Source organism: Streptomyces sp. V4I23 (genome assembly GCF_030817975.1).
Classification (GTDB): Bacteria; Actinomycetota; Actinomycetes; order Streptomycetales; family Streptomycetaceae; genus Streptomyces.
The window spans coordinates 6,550,454-6,569,008 of the sequence record NZ_JAUSZW010000004.1 but is presented as its reverse complement, the minus strand read 5'-3'; the positions used below and the strand labels follow the sequence as shown (position 1 = coordinate 6,569,008).

General features: G+C 71.5%; 17 protein-coding genes, 2 pseudogenes and 1 riboswitch. Of the genes and pseudogenes, 5 read left to right on the top strand and 14 right to left on the bottom strand.

Annotated elements, in window-relative coordinates; translation table 11 throughout:
• Nucleotides 1–56 precede the first annotated feature (56 nt).
• From QFZ82_RS32215 to ribD, 8 genes are read right to left on the bottom strand one after another with little or no spacing between them, the layout of a single operon-like run.
• A complete protein-coding gene (locus QFZ82_RS32215; protein ID WP_307716473.1) occupies nt 57–515 on the bottom strand; it encodes a PH domain-containing protein in 459 nt (152 codons plus the stop codon).
• Between the two features lie 15 nt (nt 516–530).
• Nucleotides 531–1,379 carry an ATP phosphoribosyltransferase gene (hisG, locus tag QFZ82_RS32210; RefSeq protein ID WP_177153270.1) on the bottom strand — a complete coding sequence of 283 codons (849 nt, stop codon included), beginning with the start codon at nt 1,377–1,379 and terminating at the stop codon, nt 531–533.
• 50 nt (nt 1,380–1,429) lie between these two features.
• A complete protein-coding gene (locus QFZ82_RS32205; RefSeq protein ID WP_011027788.1) occupies nt 1,430–1,702 on the bottom strand; it encodes a phosphoribosyl-ATP diphosphatase in 273 nt (90 codons plus the stop codon).
• 33 nt (nt 1,703–1,735) lie between these two features.
• Nucleotides 1,736–2,221, bottom strand: a complete 486-nt coding sequence (gene ribH, locus QFZ82_RS32200) for a 6,7-dimethyl-8-ribityllumazine synthase (protein ID WP_177153271.1) — start codon at nt 2,219–2,221, stop codon at nt 1,736–1,738.
• 31 nt (nt 2,222–2,252) lie between these two features.
• On the bottom strand, nt 2,253–3,542 hold the full coding sequence (locus QFZ82_RS32195) for a bifunctional 3,4-dihydroxy-2-butanone-4-phosphate synthase/GTP cyclohydrolase II (protein WP_307716472.1): 1,290 nt from the start codon (nt 3,540–3,542) through the stop codon (nt 2,253–2,255).
• Complete coding sequence (locus QFZ82_RS32190; RefSeq protein WP_177153273.1) at nt 3,539–4,192, bottom strand: nicotinamide mononucleotide transporter family protein; 654 nt, start codon at nt 4,190–4,192, stop codon at nt 3,539–3,541. The genes QFZ82_RS32195 and QFZ82_RS32190 overlap by 4 nt, the downstream gene beginning before the upstream one ends.
• Nucleotides 4,189–4,797: a riboflavin synthase gene (locus QFZ82_RS32185; RefSeq protein ID WP_307716471.1), complete on the bottom strand. Its 609-nt coding sequence runs from the start codon at nt 4,795–4,797 to the stop codon at nt 4,189–4,191. The genes QFZ82_RS32190 and QFZ82_RS32185 overlap by 4 nt, the downstream gene beginning before the upstream one ends.
• Entirely contained in the window at nt 4,798–5,871 is a 1,074-nt protein-coding gene (gene ribD, locus QFZ82_RS32180) for a bifunctional diaminohydroxyphosphoribosylaminopyrimidine deaminase/5-amino-6-(5-phosphoribosylamino)uracil reductase RibD (protein WP_307716470.1), read from the bottom strand.
• 160 nt (nt 5,872–6,031) lie between these two features.
• A riboswitch (FMN riboswitch) is annotated at nt 6,032–6,162 on the bottom strand.
• Nucleotides 6,163–6,570: 408 nt separating this feature from the next.
• On the opposite strand from ribD, the pseudogene QFZ82_RS32175 reads away from it, so the two are divergent.
• Nucleotides 6,571–7,869, top strand: a pseudogene (locus QFZ82_RS32175) (chitinase C-terminal domain-containing protein); the annotation flags it as partial.
• Nucleotides 7,870–8,117: 248 nt separating this feature from the next.
• Here QFZ82_RS32175 and QFZ82_RS32170 read toward each other — a convergent pair.
• Nucleotides 8,118–9,287 (bottom strand): ROK family transcriptional regulator, encoded by a 1,170-nt coding sequence (locus QFZ82_RS32170; RefSeq protein ID WP_307716469.1) that lies wholly within the window; start codon nt 9,285–9,287, stop codon nt 8,118–8,120.
• A gap of 116 nt (nt 9,288–9,403) precedes the next feature.
• Here QFZ82_RS32170 and QFZ82_RS32165 point away from each other — a divergent pair, with 116 nt between their 5' ends.
• Complete coding sequence (locus QFZ82_RS32165) at nt 9,404–10,621, top strand: MFS transporter (RefSeq protein WP_307716468.1); 1,218 nt, start codon at nt 9,404–9,406, stop codon at nt 10,619–10,621.
• On the opposite strand, the pseudogene QFZ82_RS32160 reads toward QFZ82_RS32165, so the two are convergent.
• Nucleotides 10,581–10,712, bottom strand: a pseudogene (locus tag QFZ82_RS32160) (acyl-CoA thioesterase); the annotation flags it as partial. The gene QFZ82_RS32165 and the pseudogene QFZ82_RS32160 overlap by 41 nt on opposite strands.
• 144 nt (nt 10,713–10,856) lie before the next feature.
• Here QFZ82_RS32160 and QFZ82_RS32155 point away from each other — a divergent pair.
• Both QFZ82_RS32155 and QFZ82_RS32150 read left to right on the top strand, forming a co-directional pair.
• On the top strand, nt 10,857–12,278 hold the full coding sequence (locus tag QFZ82_RS32155; protein WP_307716467.1) for a uracil-xanthine permease family protein: 1,422 nt from the start codon (nt 10,857–10,859) through the stop codon (nt 12,276–12,278).
• A 77-nt stretch (nt 12,279–12,355) separates the two neighbouring features.
• Nucleotides 12,356–13,060 (top strand): DUF5995 family protein, encoded by a 705-nt coding sequence (locus QFZ82_RS32150; protein WP_307716466.1) that lies wholly within the window; start codon nt 12,356–12,358, stop codon nt 13,058–13,060.
• Nucleotides 13,061–13,101: 41 nt separating this feature from the next.
• On the opposite strand, the gene QFZ82_RS32145 is transcribed toward QFZ82_RS32150, so the two are convergent.
• From QFZ82_RS32145 to QFZ82_RS32130, 4 genes are all read right to left on the bottom strand, one after another.
• Complete coding sequence (locus tag QFZ82_RS32145; RefSeq protein ID WP_307716465.1) at nt 13,102–14,799, bottom strand: NAD(P)/FAD-dependent oxidoreductase; 1,698 nt, start codon at nt 14,797–14,799, stop codon at nt 13,102–13,104.
• A gap of 61 nt (nt 14,800–14,860) precedes the next feature.
• Entirely contained in the window at nt 14,861–15,658 is a 798-nt protein-coding gene (locus QFZ82_RS32140; RefSeq protein ID WP_307716464.1) for a carbon-nitrogen hydrolase family protein, read from the bottom strand.
• Nucleotides 15,659–15,830: 172 nt separating this feature from the next.
• The gene (locus tag QFZ82_RS32135) at nt 15,831–16,286 is read right to left on the bottom strand and encodes an Lrp/AsnC family transcriptional regulator (protein ID WP_307716463.1); all 456 of its coding nucleotides are present in this window, start codon (nt 16,284–16,286) and stop codon (nt 15,831–15,833) included.
• Nucleotides 16,287–16,296: 10 nt separating this feature from the next.
• Nucleotides 16,297–17,775: an amino acid permease gene (locus QFZ82_RS32130; RefSeq protein ID WP_307716462.1), complete on the bottom strand. Its 1,479-nt coding sequence runs from the start codon at nt 17,773–17,775 to the stop codon at nt 16,297–16,299.
• A gap of 315 nt (nt 17,776–18,090) precedes the next feature.
• On the opposite strand from QFZ82_RS32130, the gene QFZ82_RS32125 reads away from it, so the two are divergent.
• A complete protein-coding gene (locus QFZ82_RS32125; RefSeq protein WP_307716461.1) occupies nt 18,091–18,492 on the top strand; it encodes an ATP-binding protein in 402 nt (133 codons plus the stop codon).
• Nucleotides 18,493–18,555: the final 63 nt, after the last annotated feature.

Below are 18,555 nucleotides of genomic sequence, written 5' to 3'. Positions count from 1 at the left end.
GGCGCCGCCGCCCACCAGAGTAATCAAGCCGGGGGCGGCGGGGGCAGTTGTGTGGGCTAGGGGGTGTCCGGGCGGGTGCCGTGGGTCTCGGCGAGGGCACGCAGGGCGCGCGCGTCGTCGATGGCCTGTGCCTTGGCGATGCCCGGCTGGATGCCGAGGGCCGGCAGGCTCGTGCCGTCGCTGAGGTCGAGGAAGACCCAGGGGTCACCGGGACGCAGGTTGACGCGCAGGATCTCCGGCCAGGCGAGCCGGCGCGTCCGGGTGAGGTTGACGACGGTCACGCCGTCCTCGTCGGCGACCACCTTCGGCCTGCTGAGCAGCGCCAGCACGCCGAAGAAGAGCAGCGCGGTGAAGATGAAGCTCACCCGCTCGGGACCGCTGAGGCGTTCGAGGAGGAGCGTGACGGCGATGAGAACGGTGCACATCACCGCGCCCACGGTGAGCAGGACGATCCGGGTGCGGGTCGGCCTGAAGGTGACCGGGAGCGCGGGGACGCGGGGTGTCGCGGTGGACATGTGTCGGGCCGTCCCTCAGAGCCGGCAGGCGTGGATGGCCGTGGTGAGGATGGCCCGCGCGCCGAGCGCGTACAGGTCGTCCATGATCCGCTGGGCCTCCTTGGCGGCGACCATCGAGCGGACGGCGACCCAGCCCTCGTGGTGGAGCGGGGAGATGGTCGGCGACTCGAGCCCGGGGGTGAGCGCGACGGCCTGCTCCAGGTTCTCGACGCGGCAGTCGTAGTCCATCATCACGTAGCTGCGGGCGACGAGGACGCCCTGGAGACGCCGCAGGAACTGCTGCACCTGCGGGTCCTCGGCGTCGGCTCCGGTGCGCCGGATGACGACGGCCTCCGAGGTCATGATCGGCTCGCCGATCACTTCGAGGCCCGCGTTGCGCAGGCTGGTGCCCGTCTCGACGACGTCCGCGATGACCTGGGCGACGCCCAGCTCGATCGCGGTCTCGACAGCGCCGTCGAGGTGGACGACGGAGGCGTCGACGCCGTTGTCGGCGAGGTGCTTGTCGACGATGCCCTCGTAGGAGGTGGCGATCGTCATGCCGCCGAAGTCCTGGACGCCCTTCGCGGTGCCGGGCTTGGTGGCGTAGCGGAAGGTGGAGCGGGCGAAGCCCAGCTGGAGGATCTCCTCGGCGTTCGCACCGGAGTCCAGCAGCAGGTCGCGGCCGGTGATGCCGATGTCGAGCTTGCCGGAGCTGACGTAGATGGCGATGTCGCGGGGGCGCAGGTAGAAGAACTCGACCTCGTTCTCGGGGTCGACGAGGACGAGTTCCTTGGACTCCTTGCGCTGCTGGTAGCCGGCCTCATGGAGCATCGCCGACGCAGGTCCGGACAGTGAACCCTTGTTGGGGACGGCGATGCGCAGCATGAGACGGGCTTCCTTTGTTCGCGTGGGTTGTACGTACGGGCGGGGCGGGCTCAGAGGTGGGCGTAGACGTCGTCGAGGGAGATCCCGCGCGCGACCATCATCACCTGGACGTGGTACAGCAGCTGGGAGATCTCCTCGGCGGCGGCGTCCTTGCCCTCGTACTCGGCGGCCATCCACACTTCGGCGGCCTCCTCGACGACCTTCTTGCCGATGGCGTGCACGCCCTTGTCCACCAGCTCGGCGGTGCGGGAGGTGGCGGGGTCGCCGTTGGCGGCCTTGTGCTGGAGCTCGGTGAAGAGCTCCTCGAACGTCTTCTTGGACATGGTGCTCCCACCCTACGCGGAAGTGGGCTCCCCTCAGCGCCAGGGTTCGGATACTGAACGCAGGATGGTCGCGGTGGCCACCGCGGCGGTGACCGCTTCGTGCCCCTTGTCCTCGTTCGACCCTTCCAGTCCGGCCCGGTCGAGCGCCTGCTCCTCGGTGTCGCAGGTCAGTACGCCGAAGCCGACCGGGACGCCCGTGTCGATGGACACCTGGGTGAGGCCCTGGGTGACGCCCTGGCACACGTACTCGAAGTGGGGAGTGCCGCCGCGGATGACGACTCCGAGCGCCACGATCGCGTCGTAGCCGCGGCCGGCGAGGACCTTGGCGACGACCGGCAGCTCGAAGCTGCCGGGGACCCGCAGGAGGGTCGGCTCGTCGATGCCGAGCTCGTGGAGGGCGCGCAGGGCGCCGTCGACGAGTCCGTCCATGATCTTCTCGTGCCACTGCGCCGCAATCACGGCGACCCGGAGGTCGCCGCAGTTCTTCACGCTCAGTTCGGGTGCGCCCTTGCCGCTCACGTACGTGTCTCCTTGATGCTCTGTGGCTGTCTTACTGGTTGTTGCAGGCGGACGTGCCGGCGGCGTCGAGCCAGGGCAGGTCGTGGCCCATCCGGTCCCGCTTGGTGCGCAGGTACCGCAGGTTGTGCTCGCCGGCCTTCACGGGCATCGGCTCGCGTCCGAGGACGGCGATGCCGTGCCGGATGAGCGCGGCGGTCTTGTCGGGGTTGTTGGTCATCAGCCGTGTGCTGCGCACCCCGAGGTCGGCGAGGATCTGCGCCCCGGCCGCGTAGTCGCGGGCGTCGGCGGGCAGTCCGAGCTCCAGATTGGCGTCCAGGGTGTCGCGGCCGCGCTCCTGGAGCTCGTACGCCCGCAGCTTGGACAGCAGTCCGATGCCACGGCCCTCGTGACCGCGCAGGTAGACGACGACGCCGCGGCCGGCCTCGGTGATGCGGTCCATGGAGGCCTCCAGCTGGGGCCCGCAGTCGCAGCGCAGCGAGTGGAAGATGTCGCCGGTCAGACACTCGGAGTGGACGCGCACGAGCACGTCCTCGCCGTCGCCGAGGTCGCCGTGGACGAGGGCGACGTGCTCGACGCCGTCGACGGTGGAGCGGTAGCCGTAGGCGGTGAACTGCCCGTGCGCGGTGGGCAGGTTGACCTCCGCCTCACGCTTGACGGTCGGCTCGGAGCTGCGGCGGTAGGCGATCAGGTCCTCGATGGAGATGATCGTCAGGCCGTGCTTGCGGGCGAACGGGACGAGTTCGGGCAGCCGCAGCATGACGCCGTCCTCACCGGCGATCTCGACGATCGCGCCGGCCGGGCGCAGCCCCGCGAGCCGCGCGAGGTCGACGGCGGCCTCGGTGTGGCCGGGACGGGTCAGCACGCCGCCGGGCTTGGCGCGCAGCGGGAAGATGTGCCCGGGCCGCACGAAGTCGGACGGGCCGGCCTGCCCGCCGGCCAGCAGCTGGAGCGTGGTGGCGCGGTCGGAGGCGGAGATGCCGGTGGTGACGCCGTAGGCAGGGCCCGCGTCGACGGAGACGGTGAAGGCCGTCTGCATCGACTCGGTGTTGTTGCCCACCATCTGGGGCAGCTCCAGGCGCTCCAGCTCGTCGCTCTCCATCGGGGCGCAGATGAGGCCGCGGCACTCGCTCATCATGAAGGCGATGATCTCGGGCGTGGCCTTCTCGGCGGCGATGACGAGGTCGCCCTCGTTCTCGCGGTCCTCGTCGTCGACGACGACGACCGGGCGGCCCGCGGCGATGTCGCGTATGGCCTGCTCAACGGGGTCGAGCGCGAGGTCCTCGAAGCTGTCGGCGGCGTACAAGGCGGGCAGGGCAGTCATGCTGCGACTCCTTCCAGGGCGGGCGCGGCACTCCGGCGCGAGCGCTGCCACCAGTCGTAGGCGCCCCAGACGACGAGGGCGAAGTAGATCACGTAGACGAGGCCGGAGAAGGCGAGGCCGCTGCTGAAGGCGAGCGGCACGCCGACGAGGTCGACCAGCAGCCAGGCGAACCAGAACTCGACCAGGCCCCGGGCCTGGGCGACCATCGCGACCAGCGTGCCGACGAAGATGTAGGCGTCGGCCCACGGGCTCCAGGACAGCGACGGGAACGCGGTGAACAGGCCGCCTACCGCGAGCGTGCCGAGCACCGCGCCGGCGGCGAGCCAGCCGCGCTCCTTCCAGGAGGCGAACCGGACGGCGATGGAGCCGTCCTGGGCCTGCCGGCGGCCGCGGGTCCACTGGTGCCAGCCCCAGGCGGCCACGCCGATGACCAGGAGTTGCTTGCCGACGCCGCCGCTGAGATGGGCGGAGGCGTACGCCCCGACGAGGATGACTCCGGACAGCAGCTGCGCGGGCCAGGTGAGGACGGAGCGGCGCCAGCCGAGGGCGAGCGCGACGAGCCCGATGGTGTTGCCGATCATGTCGGACCACATGATGTGCTGCCCGAAGAGGGTGAACGCCTCCGTGTTGAGCCAGCTCAGCGCGCTCACTTCGCGCTCTCCTTCGGGTCCGCGCCGAGCAGCCGCTCGACGTACTTGGCGATGACGTCGACCTCGAGGTTGACCGGGTCGCCGCTCTGCTTGACGCCGAGCGTGGTCAGCGCGAGCGTCGTGGGGATCAGGCTGATCGTGAAGTAGTCGGGGCCCGCTTCGACGACGGTGAGGCTCACGCCGTCGACGGTGATGGAGCCCTTCTCGACGACGTACCGGGCCAGCTCGGCGGGGAGGGAGATCTTCACGATCTCCCAGTGCTCCGAGGGGGTGCGCTCGACGATGGTGCCGGTGCCGTCCACGTGCCCCTGGACGATGTGGCCGCCGAAGCGTCCGTCGGCCACCATCGGGCGCTCCAGGTTGACGCGGGATCCGGTGGTGAGGGCCCCGAGGCTGGAGCGCTTGAGCGTCTCGGCCATCACGTCGGCGGTGAACTCGCCGTCGCCGGTCTCCACGACGGTGAGGCAGACACCGTTGACGGCGATCGAGTCGCCGTGCTTGGCCCCTTCGGTGACGACGGGTCCGCGCAGGCGGAAGCGGGAGGCGTCGCCGAGGTTCTCGACGGCGGTGACCTCACCCAGCTCTTCGACGATTCCGGTGAACACTCAAGCTCCCTTGGTGACGGTCGCGGTGATGCGCAGATCGGGCCCGATGCGCACGGTCTCGGTGACGTCGAGCCGCAACGCTTCGGCGATGGTGGTGATTCCGGCGTCGGCGAGGGCCGCGGGGCCCGCGCCGAGGAGTACGGGCGCGAGATAGCCGACGACGCGGTCGACGGCGTTCGCGGTGACGAAGGCTCCGGCGAGGGTCGGCCCGCCTTCGAGGAGGACGGAGCGGACGCCGCGCTCGTGCAGCCCGGCGAGCAGCGCAGGCACGGACAGCCCGCGCTCGGCGCGCGGCAGGCGCAGGACGTCGGGCAGGTCGCTCTCGGCGTCCTCGGCGATCGCGACGAGCGTGGGCGCCGCGTCGTCGAGCACGCGCGCGCCGGGCCGCACCGCCGCGGCGTCGCTGTCGACGACGACCCGCAGGGGCTGGGTCGCGCCCTCGACGCCGCGCACCGCGAGGTGGGGGTCGTCGGCCCGCATGGTGCCCGAGCCGACGACGACCGCGTCCGACTCGGCGCGCAGGCGGTGTACATCGGCCCGGGACTCCGGCGAGCTGATCCAGCGGCTGGTGCCGTCGGCCGCGGCGATGCGGCCGTCGAGGGTGGCCGCGTACTTCCAGGTGACGTGGGGGCGGCCGAGGCGTACGGAGGTGAGCCAGGCGGCGTTGCCCGCCTCGGCCTCGTCCTCCAGGAGCCCGTGCTCGACCCGGACCCGGGCGGCGCGCAGGGTGTCGGCCCCGCCGGTGGCCTGCGGGGTCGGGTCGGCGACCGCGTACACGACACGGGCGACACCGGCCTCGATCAGGGCCTGTGCGCAGGGGCCGGTGCGTCCGGTGTGGTTGCAGGGTTCGAGGGTGACGTACGCGGTGCCGCCGCGGGCCAGGTCGCCGGCGGCGCGCAGGGCGTGGACCTCGGCGTGCGGTCCGCCGGCACGCTGGTGGAAGCCCTCGCCGACGACGCGTCCGGCGGCGTCGGTGACGACGCACCCGACGACCGGGTTGGGGCTGGTGGAGCCGAGACCGCGGGCGGCGAGCGCGATCGCCCGTCGCATGGCGTCCGTGTCGGCTGTGGCCACCGGGTCCTCCTGCCTCATTCGGGCACGGACTCCGGGGCCTGTCGGTGACGACAGAGAGCGGGAAACAACACGGCACGGGGAACGCCGAGGCCGATGGCACAGGATCGCCGCGAACGTCGATCCGTACCCGTACGGCCGGCACACCCGTGAGGGTCGCCCGCCGCGCACTGCCTCCCATCCGGACTTTAACCGTCGGTCCAGGAATTTCACCTGGTCAACCGGCCGCTGGCTGCGGACGGGTCGCGGACTGTAACCGCCGGTTCGGAATTGCACCGACCCCGGAGTGCGCTGCTGCTGATACAGGGCCAGTGTGCCATGCCGGACGCTCGGCCATGCGGGTGAACGCTGTGGGCTGACTCACAGATGACACAGTCGCACGGAAAGGTCCAGACCTATTGACTCACTGGTCTAGTCCTCTTAATCTCTGCGTCACCTCCGCGGACCGGCCCGCCGGTGTGCGCACACCGGCGGGCCAAAGCATGTCATCCCCATGCCGGTTGAGCCGAGCCGAACTCCCCCTTGGGCGCCCCTGGCGGGGCGTCTCGGGACCCCCACCAGGAGGAACCGACCGTGCAGTCCCCCACCCACAGACGAGCATCGCTGCTCGCAGTCGGCGCAGCCGCCGCCGCACTGCTGGCCGGCTCGCTCTCGTCCGGCGTCTCCCAAGCCGCGTCCCCGGGAGTCCTCTCGACGCAGTCAGCCGGGGTGTACTCGACGTCCCAGTACGGCGGCATCGGCTACCTCAACACCGACTGGGCGTACCACTACTTCCGCGGCTCGATGCCGGCCGGCCGGATCAACATCGGGCTGCCGTACTACACCCGCGGCTTCAAGAACGTCCAGGGCGGAACGGACGGCCTGTGGGGCAGGGCGCCGTCGACCACCTGCCCGGCGGGCGCCGGCCTGACCAAGTGCGGTGACGGGGCCGTCGGCATCGACAACCTCTGGCACGACAAGGACACAGGCGGCAACGAGTCCCCCGCGGGCTCCAACCCGATGTGGCACGCCAAGAACCTGGAGAAGGGGATCGTCGGCGACTACGTCACCCGCTACGGCTTCCCCGCCGGCACGAAGCTGACCGGCGCCTATGTGCGCAGGTACGACGCGACGCTGGTCGCGCCCTGGCTGTGGAACGCCGACAAGAAGGTCTTCCTGTCCACGGAGGACGAGCAGTCGGTGGCGGCCAAGGCGGACTACGTCGTCGACCGCGGCATCGGCGGCACGATGGTGTGGGAACTGGCGGGCGACTACGGCTGGAACGCGGCGAAGGGGCAGTACGAAGCCGGTGACACCCTCACCTCCGCCATGTACGAGAAGTTCAAGGCGGCCCCGCCCTACGGCGCCGAGCGGTCGAACACCGCCCTGCCGACCGAGGCGGTCATGGTGGACGTGGACTTCGGGCAGTTCCCGCTGGGCGACTCCAACTACCCGATCAGCCCCAAGTTGAAGATCACCAACAACTCCGAGGCGACACTGCCGGGCGGGACGGAGTTCCAGTTCGACTACGGCACCTCGGCACCGGCGAACGCCAAGGACCAGTCCGGCTTCGGCACGACGGTCGTGCGCAGCGACCACAGCGGGAACAACGTGGGCGGCCTGGACGGCGACTTCCACCGGGTCTCGCTGAAGCTGCCGGCGTGGCAGACGCTGGCGCCGGGGGCGTCGGTGGAGCTGGACTTCGTGTACTACCTGCCGACGTCGACGCCGTCGAACTGGACGATGACGTTCGGGGGGAAGACGTACGCGCTCGCCGGGGACCTGGCGCGCGGGACGACGGTGGTGGAGCCGGGCGGCGGTACATCGCCGTCGCCGACCCCCACGCCGACGCCCACGCCGGGGGCGTGCACCGCGCCGGCGTGGTCCGCGTCGACGGAGTACGGCGGGGGGACGACGGTCTCCCACCGGTCGCACACGTGGAAGTCCAAGTGGTGGACGAAGGGGGAGGAGCCCGGTACCACGGGTGAGTGGGGCGTCTGGCAGGACCTCGGCGCCTGCTGACCCCTCCCAAGCGGCCCGGCGGCGGTCCCAGGCCCTTGCCGCCGCCGGGCCTTCCCGGGGGCGCTGCCCCGGGACCCGCGCCTCCAGCGTGGACGTGACTGGTGGCCGCGGCGTCCTCGTCGGCGCTCCGCCTCGAACCCCGCGCCTCGAACGCCGGCGAGGCCGCAACGCAGCCCGTCCGGAGGTCCCTCCCACGGCCGCCAGGCCGTAGGGGGAGGGCCGGGAGGGGAAAGAACCCCGCGCCGGCGTCACGCCCCCGCGAACAGTTCCCGTTGCGCCGCTTCATGAGCCAGTCGCAGAGCGCCGCTCAGGACCGCCGACCCGCCCAGCTCCCCCGCACGCACCTCCGTCCGCAGCGGTGACATCCTCGCGAGCCGCGCCTCCACGCGCGACGCCAGCGCCGCGCCGCCCGCGTGGCCCACCTCTCCGCCAAGGACCACGCAGCCCGGGTCCAGCACCGACACGACCGCCGCCGCGCCCACCGCGAGGCGGTCGGCGAGGGCGTCGAGGAAGTCGTCCCGGCCGTCGGCCACGGCGGCCGCGACCACCGCCGCGGCCCGTGGTTCCGGACCGCCGGCCGGAGCCGCGATCCCATGGCGCTCGCCCAGCACGCAGACCGCCGCCGACCCGGCCAGCGAGTGGAAACCGCCGCCGCAGTCGACCGCCGACGGCAGCCCCGCCGTCCCCGGCACGGGCAGGAAACCGATCTCGCCCGCTCCCCCGGACGCGCCCCTGCGCAGCCGTCCGTCGAGGAACAGGGCCGCGCCGACGCCATGGCCCAGCCAGAGGAAGGCGAACGTCTCCCGGTCGCGGGCCGCACCGGCGCGCTGCTCGGCCAGGGCCGCGAGGTTCGTCTCGTTCTCGACGACCACCTGTGCGGGGAGCCGCTCCTGGAGCGCGGTGACCAGACGCCGGTGCCAGGCGGGCAGCCCGCTGGACTCGCGCAGCTCTCCGGCGACCAGGTCGATCAGCCCCGGCGCCCCGATGCCCACGCTGTGCAGGCGGGCGGCGCCGGCTTCACGGACGGCGTGCTCCAGGAGCGCGACGGCCTGTTCGACGGCGGGTTCGGTGCCGGTGTCACCGTCGATGGGCAGCGTGGCCTCGGCCAGCGTGGTCCCGAGCAGGTCGGCGACCACGACGGCGACGCTCTGCGTGCGGACGTCGAGGGCGGCGAGATGCGCGCGGTCGGCGACGATCCCGTACAGGCGGGCGTTGGGCCCGCGCCGGTCCGCGCCCGCTTCGCCGACCACGCGGACGAGGCCGGAGCCCTGGAGCCGCTCCACCAGGTCGGCGACCGTCGGCCTGGACAGGCCGGTGAGGCTCTTCAGCTGACCTGCCGTCAACGGGCCCTCCTGCTGGAGGAGTTCCAGGGCGAGCCGGTCGTTGATGGCCCGGGCGGTGCTCGGGGATGCGGGCATGCCGGAATCCTTCCAGACGGCCCCGGCCGCTCAGGGACGAGGAGCACGAAATCCGTCAACTATCAGGAAGGGTCCCTGATAGTTTACGGCTCACGTACTCGGGGAGGGATATCCGCATGTCGAGGGAAATGGCCACGGAGCCGGGCCGGCTGAAGCGCGCCCGCGCCGCCGTCGCCGCCGTCTTCTGTGTGCACGGCGCCGTGACCGGCAGCTTCGCGACCCGCATTCCCTGGATCCAGGACCACGCGAGCGTAAGCGCGGGCCAGTTGGGACTGGCACTCGCGTTCCCGGCGCTCGGCGCGTCCGTGGCGATGCCGCTGGCCGGGGCGATCAGTCACCGCTTCGGGGCGCGGACCGCGCTGCGCGGACTGCTCGCGCTGTGGACGCTGAGCCTGGTCCTCCCGTCCCTCGCGCCGAACCTCTTCACCCTGTGCGCCGCGCTGTTCGCGTTCGGCGCGACCGCGGGCATGTCGGACGTGGCGATGAACGCCCTGGGCGTGGAGATCGAGAACCGCCTCGACCGCTCGATCATGTCCGGGCTGCACGGCATGTGGAGTGCGGGCGCGCTGATCGGCTCGGCGGGCGGCACGCTCGCCGCCCATCTGGGCAGCGACGCCCGCCTCCACCACGTGCTCGCGGCCGCGACGCTCACCGCGCTCGGGCTGATCGCCTGCCAGGGCGTACTGGACCTGCGCAGCACCCCCGACGAGGAGCCGCCGCCGCGCTTCGCGCTGCCGCCCAGGTCGGCGCTGGTCATCGGCGCGATCGGATTCTGCGCGGTGTTCGCGGAGGGCGCGAGCCTGGACTGGTCCGCGGTGTACCTGCGTGACGTGCTGGACACGTCGCCGGGGCTCGCCGCCGCGTCGACCACGGCCTTCGCGCTGACGATGGCGGTGGCGCGGCTCGCCGGCGACCGGATCGTCGACCGGTTCGGGCCGGTGCGCACGGTGCGCGTCGGCGGTGTGCTGGCGACGGCGGGCGGGCTGCTGGTGGTCGTCGCACCCCGGCCGGGGGTGGCGTTGTGCGGGTTCGGGCTGATCGGCCTGGGGGTCGCGGTCGTCGTGCCGCTGGCGTTCGCGGCCGCGGGCCGCAGCGGGCCGAACCCGAGCCAGGCGATCGCGGGCGTCGCCACCATCACGTACACCTCCGGGCTCATCGCGCCGTCGGCCATCGGCGCCGTCGCCGACGCGACCAGCCTCGTCGTCTCCTTCGGCCTGGTGACCGCGCTCGCGCTCGGGCTGGTGCTGGGCGCGGGCGTGCTGCGGATGGCAGGCCGGGAGAGCCTGAAGGTCGTCAGTGCGCAGGACGCACCAGTGCCCGGCCGGCGTCCCTGAGCCGCTCGCTCCAGGGCGCGGGCCGCAGGCTGCCGGCGTCCAGCCGGACGAGCACCCGCGAGCCGTGCGCGTACGTCGTCGTGCGGTCGCTCGGAGCGTCGCTCGCCACGGGTCCGGTGTCAGGGGCGCGCGGCGTCGGGGACACGGCCGCCTCCCTCCGGGCCGCGCCGAGGCGTTTTTCCCGGCCATTACGATGGCGCCCGATAGTTGACTACTGCATGAAGTGGAGCGACCCGTGGACCTCGGCGTGCGCTGGACCCTGCACGGCGACGGGCGGACCCCCGCTCCGGGTGCCGTCGTACGACCCGACGAGCGGCTGTCCTGGCCCCGTACCGCCGGCCTCGGCGCCCAGCACGTCGTCGCCATGTTCGGCGCCTCGTTCGTGGCGCCCGTGCTGATGGGGCTCGACCCGAATCTCGCGATCATGTTGTCCGGCATCGCGACCGTGATCTTCCTGCTCGCGACCCGCGGCAGGGTGCCCAGCTACCTCGGCTGCTCGCTCTCCTTCGTCGGTGTCGCCGCGACGATCCGGGCGACCGGCGGCGACAGCGCGACCGTGACCGGCGCGGTGCTCGTGGTCGGCGCGGCGCTGTTCGTCGCGGGCCTCGCCGTGCAGCGGTTCGGCGCGCGGATCATCCACGCGGCGATGCCGCCGATCGTCACCGGCGCGGTGGTCATGCTCATCGGCTTCAACCTCGCGCCCGTCACCGCGTCCACGTACTGGCCCCAGGACCAGTGGACCGCGCTGCTCGTCATGCTGTTCACCGGTCTCGCGGTGGTGTGTCTGCGCGGGTTCTTCTCCCGCATCGCGATCTTCCTGGGCCTGCTCTTCGGATACGCCCTCTCCTGGGCCCTCGACCGGATCTTCGGAAAGATCCACTCCCCCGTCGGCGGCGATGCCGTCGACCACTGGCGGCTGGACCTCTCCGGCGTGGCGAAGGCCGACTGGATCGGGCTGCCGTCGTTCCACGCCCCGAGCTTCGAGTGGTCCGCCATCCTCGTCGCCCTGCCCGTGGTGATCGCGCTCATCGCCGAGAACGCCGGGCACGTCAAGGCGGTCGGCGAGATGACCGGCGATCCGCTCGACGACAGGCTCGGCACCGCGATCGCGGCCGACGGCGCCGCGTCGATGCTCTCCACCGCCGTGGGCGGCCCGCCCAACACCACGTACTCCGAGAACATCGGCGTCATGGCCGCCACCCGCGTCTACTCCACGGCCGCCTACTGGGCCGCCGCGGGATTCGCGCTCCTCTTCGGCCTGTGCCCCAAGTTCGGCGCCGTCGTGGCCGCGATCCCCGGTGGAGTGCTCGGCGGCATCACCGTGATCCTGTACGGCATGATCGGGCTGCTCGGCGCCCAGATCTGGATCAACGCCGACGTCGATCTGCGCAATCCGCTCAATCTCGTGCCGGCCGCCGCGGGCATCATCATCGGCGTCGGCGGCGTCAGCCTGAAGATCACCGACACCTTCGAGCTCGGCGGCATCGCGCTCGGCACGATCGTCGTCATCACGGGCTACCACGTGCTGCGCGCCTTCGCCCCGGCGCACATGAAGGAGCGGATGAGGGAGCAGGAGCCCCTGCTGGACTCAGGGACCTCCTCGTACGACGCGAAGGACGCCGAGGACGCCCGGAGCGGGCCCGGAGCGGGTTCCTAGAGGCGCCTCGTCCTCCTTTCCGGGGAAGCCGCGGCCCGTCACCGCGCCGCCCGGCCGCGGCCTGGGACCCTGCCTCCATGGCGCAGAGTGAACAGCTCGCAGTGCTACCGGGCGACGTCCCGGCGGCGGTCGACTCGGTGGTGCGGCGGATGCTCGCGTACGGCTCCGCCTGGCCGGCCGGGGACGGCCTCGCGGTGTTCAACCGCGTCTATCTCGCGGTCACCCGGGAGATCGGCCGGCACATCGACGACGGCCTGTTCGCGGACCGGCGGGCCGCCGTCACGCTCGACGTGCTGTTCGCCCGCCGCTACCTGTCGGCGCTCGACGCGGCGTCGCAGGGGCTGCGCCCGCCGGCCTGCTGGCGGCCGCTGTTCCAGTACCGCCGCCATCCCGGCGTACGGCCGCTCCAGTTCGCGCTCGCCGGGATCAACGCGCACATCGGACACGACCTGGCGCTCGCCGTCGTCGACACCTGCCATGCGCTCGGCTGCGAACCGGCCGACCTGGAGGGCGCGTTCGACCGGGTCGGCGACGTGCTCGTGCTGCTGGAGGAACGCATCCGCGAGGACGTGATGCCCGGGCCCGACCTGTTGCAGATCGCCGACCCCCTGACGCATCTCGTCGGCTCGTGGAGCCTGGACCGCGCCAGGGAGGGCGCGTGGTCGGCTGCGCGGCTGCTGTGGGGGCTGCGTGATCTGCCGGACCTGGCCGAGGAGTTCACCGAGCGCCTCGACGCGGGCGTCGGTCTGGTGGGCCGCTGCCTGCTGACCCCCTGGCGTTGACGCGCCCCGGCTCCACGGGCACGCGGAGCCGGGGCGGCGGTTCAGTCCTCCGGCAGTTCGACGGGCGCGATCTCGTCGTAGAGGTCGCCGGGACCGGGGTTGGACGGGTCGGTGTACCCGCCGAGGTGGGTCATGACGCCCCAGACGGCGTTCAGCGCGGTCTGCACGGCGCCTTCGGCCCAGCCGGCCGTCCACGAGATGTCGTCGCCGGCGAGGAAGATGCCGCGCTTGTCCTCGGGCAGCCCGTCCTGCATGAAGTGGGTGAACAGGCGGCGCTGGTAGCGGTAGTGGCCGGGCAGGTTCGCCTTGAACGCGCCCATGAAGTAGGGCTCGTTCTCCCACGACACGGTCACCGGGTTGCCGATGATGTGGCTGCGGATGTCGACGTTCGGGTAGATCTCCCCGAGCGACTTGAGCATGACCTCCATCCGCTCGTTCGCGGACAGCGGCAGCCACTTCAGGCTGTCGTCGCACCAGGTGTACGACAGGCAGATCACGGCCGGCTTGTCGGGACCGTTGTCGAGCAGGTACGTGCCGCGGGTCATGCGGTCGGTGAGCGTCATCGACATCGTGTCGCGCCCGGTGATCTCGTCCTTGTCCAGCCAGAACGGCCGGTCCACGGGGACGAACAGCTTGGAGGACTCCATGTAGTGGGTCCGCTCCATCGCCGTCCAGTGGTCGATGGGGAAGAGCGAGTCGTCGCACGCGATCTTGGAGAGCAGCATCCACGACTGCGCGGTGAAGACGGCCGCCCGGTAGGTGCGGATGTCGCCGGAGGCGTCCGTGACCGTGATCCGGTTGCCCGCGGTGCGGTTCAGCCGGGTGACGGCGGGCCGCGGCTCGCCGTCGTGCAGCGACGACAGCGAGGTCCCGAGCGGCCAGTGGACGATCTTCTCGGGCTCGCGGTCCCACAGGCGCAGCGGGAGCTGCTGGCTGCCCTCGACGATGCCGCGGTGGTGGTCGTCGGCCTCGGAGTAGACGACGCGCAGGATCTCCAGGATGGAGTTCGGGAAGTCGGTGTCCCAGCCACCCGTGCCGAAGCCGACCTGGCCGAAGATCTCGCGGTGGCGGAAGGACTTGAAGGCCTCCGACTCGCACAGGAAGCCGTAGAAGGTCTGGTTGTCCAGCTTCTCGACGAGCTTCGCCCAGATCTCGCGGATGCGCGGTACGTCGCGCTCGCGCATGGCGCGGTTCATGTCGGAGAAGTCGGCGCCCTCCTCCAGACAGGCGTTCCAGGCGTCCATCACGTCGCGGTAGACCTGCGGCAGGTCGTCGATGGTCTCGGCGTAGTGCGACTGGCCCTTGAGGTCCACCACGGTGGAGGGGGTGCAGGGCGCGAGCGGGTTGGGGAACGGCTTGGTGGTCAGACCCACCAGGTCGATGTAGTGCTGCAGGGCCGTGGAGGAGGGCGGGAAGCGCATGGCGCCCATCTCGGCGCTCAGCTCGTCCGTGCCGGTGCCCTCGAAGCCCACGGTGCGCAGGCGTCCGCCGATGCGGTCCGCCTCGTAGACCACGGGCTTGAGGCCCATCTTCATCAGCTCGTACGCGGCGACGATGCCGGACAGACCGCCGCCGATGACAGCGACCTCGGCGCCGTGCTCGGTCGCGGGTATCTGGCCGAGCCCCGCCGGGTGGGCGAGGAAGTCGTCGTAGGCGTACGGGAAGTCCGGACCGAACATGGTGATCGGCGGCTGCTCGTCGCTGTGCTGGACGGCGGTGGTGGGCACCGTGGACGTCATGGGGTACGGACTCCTTGCACGGAAAACGATGAAGCGGGGGGAGGCGGGGAGGGGCCGGCGGTCAGACCAGGGAGCGGTAGAGGCCGGGCCGCCGGTCGCGCAGGTAGGGGTTGTTCTCGCGCGAGGCGGCGAGGAGTGCGGGGTCGACGTCGCCGACGACGAGTTCCTCGCCTCGTCCTGCGCGGGTGCGGACGGCGCCGTCGGGACTCGCGAGCGAGCTGAGTCCGACGAACTCGAACTCGCCCTCGGGACCGGTCCTGTTGACGTACGCGATGTACATCTGGCTCTCGAACGCCCTGACCGGAACGAGCGATTCAGCGACGAACTGGAAGGGGTGCATCTGGGCGGTGGGCACGAGGAGCAGGTCGGTGCCGGCCAGCGCGTGGGCCCGCACGTTCTCGGGGAACTCCACGTCGTAACAGATCAGCAGTCCGATGCGGATGCCGTCGAGCTCCGCCTGCACGACGGCGGTGTCACCGGGGGTGAACCACTGCTGCTCGAAGCAGCCGAAGAGGTGGGTCTTGCGGTAGTTCGCGAGGATTTCGCCGTCCGGTCCGATCAGCTGCGCCGAGTTGTGGATCAGGTCGCCGGCGCGCTCCGGGTAGCCGTAGTGGACGGCGATGCCGTGGCGCACCGCGATCTCGGCGACGGCACGGGCGCCGGGGCCGTCTGCGGGCTCCGCCAGCTTCGGCACGTCGTCGCCGATCGCGTACCCGGTGAGGAACATCTCGGGGCACACCAGCAGGCGCGCGCCGGCGGTCGCGGCGCGGCCCGCGGCCTCGTCGAGCGCCTTCAGGTTCTCGGCGACGTCACCGGGCCGTCCGGAGCTCTGGAGCAGGGCGGTGCGCAGCGACGGCATCGGCAGACCTCTGTCGTGAAGGGGGGCGGAGAAGAAGGTGTCGGTGAGACGTCAAAAACGGTACGTTTCCGGGCTCGGCGGGGACAAGACGCAACCGTTGCGGACCGATGGACGATCCGTTGCGTGGCCGGTGCCTCCCGCGGCGATTCGTTGCGCGGCTCTCGACCTGCGGCTACGCGGGCGCGCCCGACGAGAAGCGCCGCAGCAGCGGCGAGAGCACCAGCACCGACTTGGTGCGCTCCACGAAGGGCTCGCCCGCGATCCGTTCCAGCACCCGTTCGAAGTGGCGCATGTCGGCGGCGAAGACCTGGACGATCGCGTCCGCGTCACCGGTGACGGTGGAGGCGGACGCGATCTCCGGGTAGCGCTTGAGCCCGCGCTCGATGGCCTCGGGCGAGGTGTTGCGGCTGCAGTAGATCTCGATGAAGCCCTCGGTCTCCCAGCCGAGCGCCGCCGGGTCCACCCGCACGGTGAAACCGGTGATGGCGCCGTCCGCGCGCAGCCGGTCCACCCTGCGCTTCACGGCGGGGGCGGACAGGCCGACCATCGCTCCGATGTCGGCGTAGGAGCGGCGGGCGTCCTCGGCGAGGGCGTGGACGATGCGTTCGTCGAGATCGTTCAGTCGCACTGCGGGTGGATCACTTCTCTGCTGTGGCGAGTCGGGAGCGGCGAAGGCCGTACAGGAAGTAGAACACGAGGCCCGCGGCCATCCAGGCACCGAAGACCACCCAGGTCGCGCCCGGGAGGCTGATCATCATCCAGAGGCAGAACCCGAAGCCGAGCAGCGGCGTGAGCGGGAACAGCATCACCCGGAACGTCCGGTTCATGGTGGGCCGGGTGTAGCGCAGGATGACGACGGCCACGTTGACCAGCGCGAACGCGAAGAGCGTGCCGATGCTGGTGGCGTTGGCGAGCTCGCCGAGCGGGATCGTGGCGGCGAGCACCGCGCAGAAGGCGGAGACGATGAAGGTGTTGGCGCGGGGCGTTCCGGTGCGTTCGTCCACCTTGGCGAACGCCTTGGGCATGAGGCCGTCCCGGGACATGGCGAAGAGGATGCGGGTCTGGCCGTACAGCACGGCGAAGACGACGCTCGCGATGGCGACGACGGCGCCCGCCGCGAGCACCACGCTCCAGAAGCTGTGGCCGGTGACGTCCTTCATGATCTGGGCGAGCGCGGCCTCGGTGCCCTCGAAGTCCTGCCACGGCATGGCGCCGACGGCGATCAGCGCGACGAGGCAGTACAGGACGGTGACGATGAGCAGCGACAGCATGATCGCGCGCGGCAGGTCCCGCTTGGGGTTCTTCGCCTCCTCGCCGGCGGTCGACGCGGCGTCGAAGCCGATGTACGAGAAGAAGAGCGTCGCCGCCGCCGCGCTGATGCCGGTGACGCCGAGCGGGGCGAGCGGGGTGTAGTTGCCGGCCTTGATGCCGAGGAAGCCGATGCCGCAGAAGAGCAGCAGCGTCGCGATCTTGATGACGACCATGATCGTGTTGATGCGGGCGCTCTCCTTGGCGCCGCCCATCAGGAAGACCATGGCGAGCAGGACGACGATCAGCGCGGGCAGGTTGATGAAGCCGCCCTCACCGAGGGGGGCTGCGACCGCGTCCGGGATCGTGACGCCGATCGTGCCGTCGAGCAGTTCGTTGACGTACTCGCCCCAGCCGACCGCGACGGCCGCGACCGAGACTCCGTACTCCAGCACCAGACACCAGCCGCAGATCCAGGCGACGAGCTCACCCATGGTGGCGTACGAGTAGGAGTACGAGGAGCCCGAGACCGGGATGGAACCGGCGAGCTCGGCGTACGACAGGGCCGAGAACAGCGCGGTCAGGCCCGCGACGACGAAGGAGACCGCGACGGCGGGGCCGGCGAGCGGGGTGGCCTCGCCGAGCACGACGAAGATGCCCGTGCCGAGCGTCGCGCCGATGCTGATCATCGTCAGCTGCCACATGGTCAGCGAGCGGCGGAGCGCTCCGCCCTCCCCCTGACCGCCCTCGGCGACCAGCCGCTCGACGGGCTTGCGGCGCATGAGCCGCGCGCCGAGGCCGGGGCCGCGGGTGGGGTTCGGGGAGGACGGTGACTCGGTCGCGGGCGGCGCTGCTCCGTGGTCCAGCACGTCGGGGCTCCTTCATCGCTGCGGGGATCGGCGAGGGGGACCTCCGGCGGCCCGCAGGCGTGGAACCACGCAGGGGGAAAAGGACCGCCGAGCAGACGGTCACCGCCACTCCTGGTACGGGCCCTGAGCCTACGAGTCCGCAGCTCACAGCCGTAATGCACCGTTGTTGCGCATCAGCGGCCGATCATTGCGCGCTGACGCGGCACACGGGGAAACATTGCGCCCGGGTGAACGAGAAGATCACGGAAGGCGTCGCAGGGGGTGTGCGGCGAGACACTCCCATAGACGCGCGCGGACCGGGTAGACGAGCCGTTGATGAACGCACAGCGCCATGTGGTGATCGAGGAATCGCCGCATCCGGAGAGCAGACACACCGCGGGGGCCCGTACGGCCACGGCGGAGTTCCTGCTGCACCACTGCCCCTGGGCGGACCCGGACGCCGTGCTGCTCGTCGTCTCCGAGCTGGTCTCCAACGCGGTCCGGCACACGGCCGGCTGGTGGCGCCTGCACCTGACGGCGGGTGCGGACACGCTCGTCGTGCAGATCGAGGACTCCAGCCCGCTGCCGCCCGTCGCGCGCCCGCCCTCCTTCTCGGGCGAGGGCGGATTCGGCTGGCACATGGTGCAGCGGCTCGCGGGCCGCGTCGAGGTCTGCCCGCGGCCGTACGGGAAGACGGTCCAGGCGACCTGGATGCGTCCGTCGGCGGCAACCTGCTGACGCCCTCACGTACGCAAGGCACCCTGCTGACGCCCTCACGTACAGAAACGGCGTCCTGGTCTG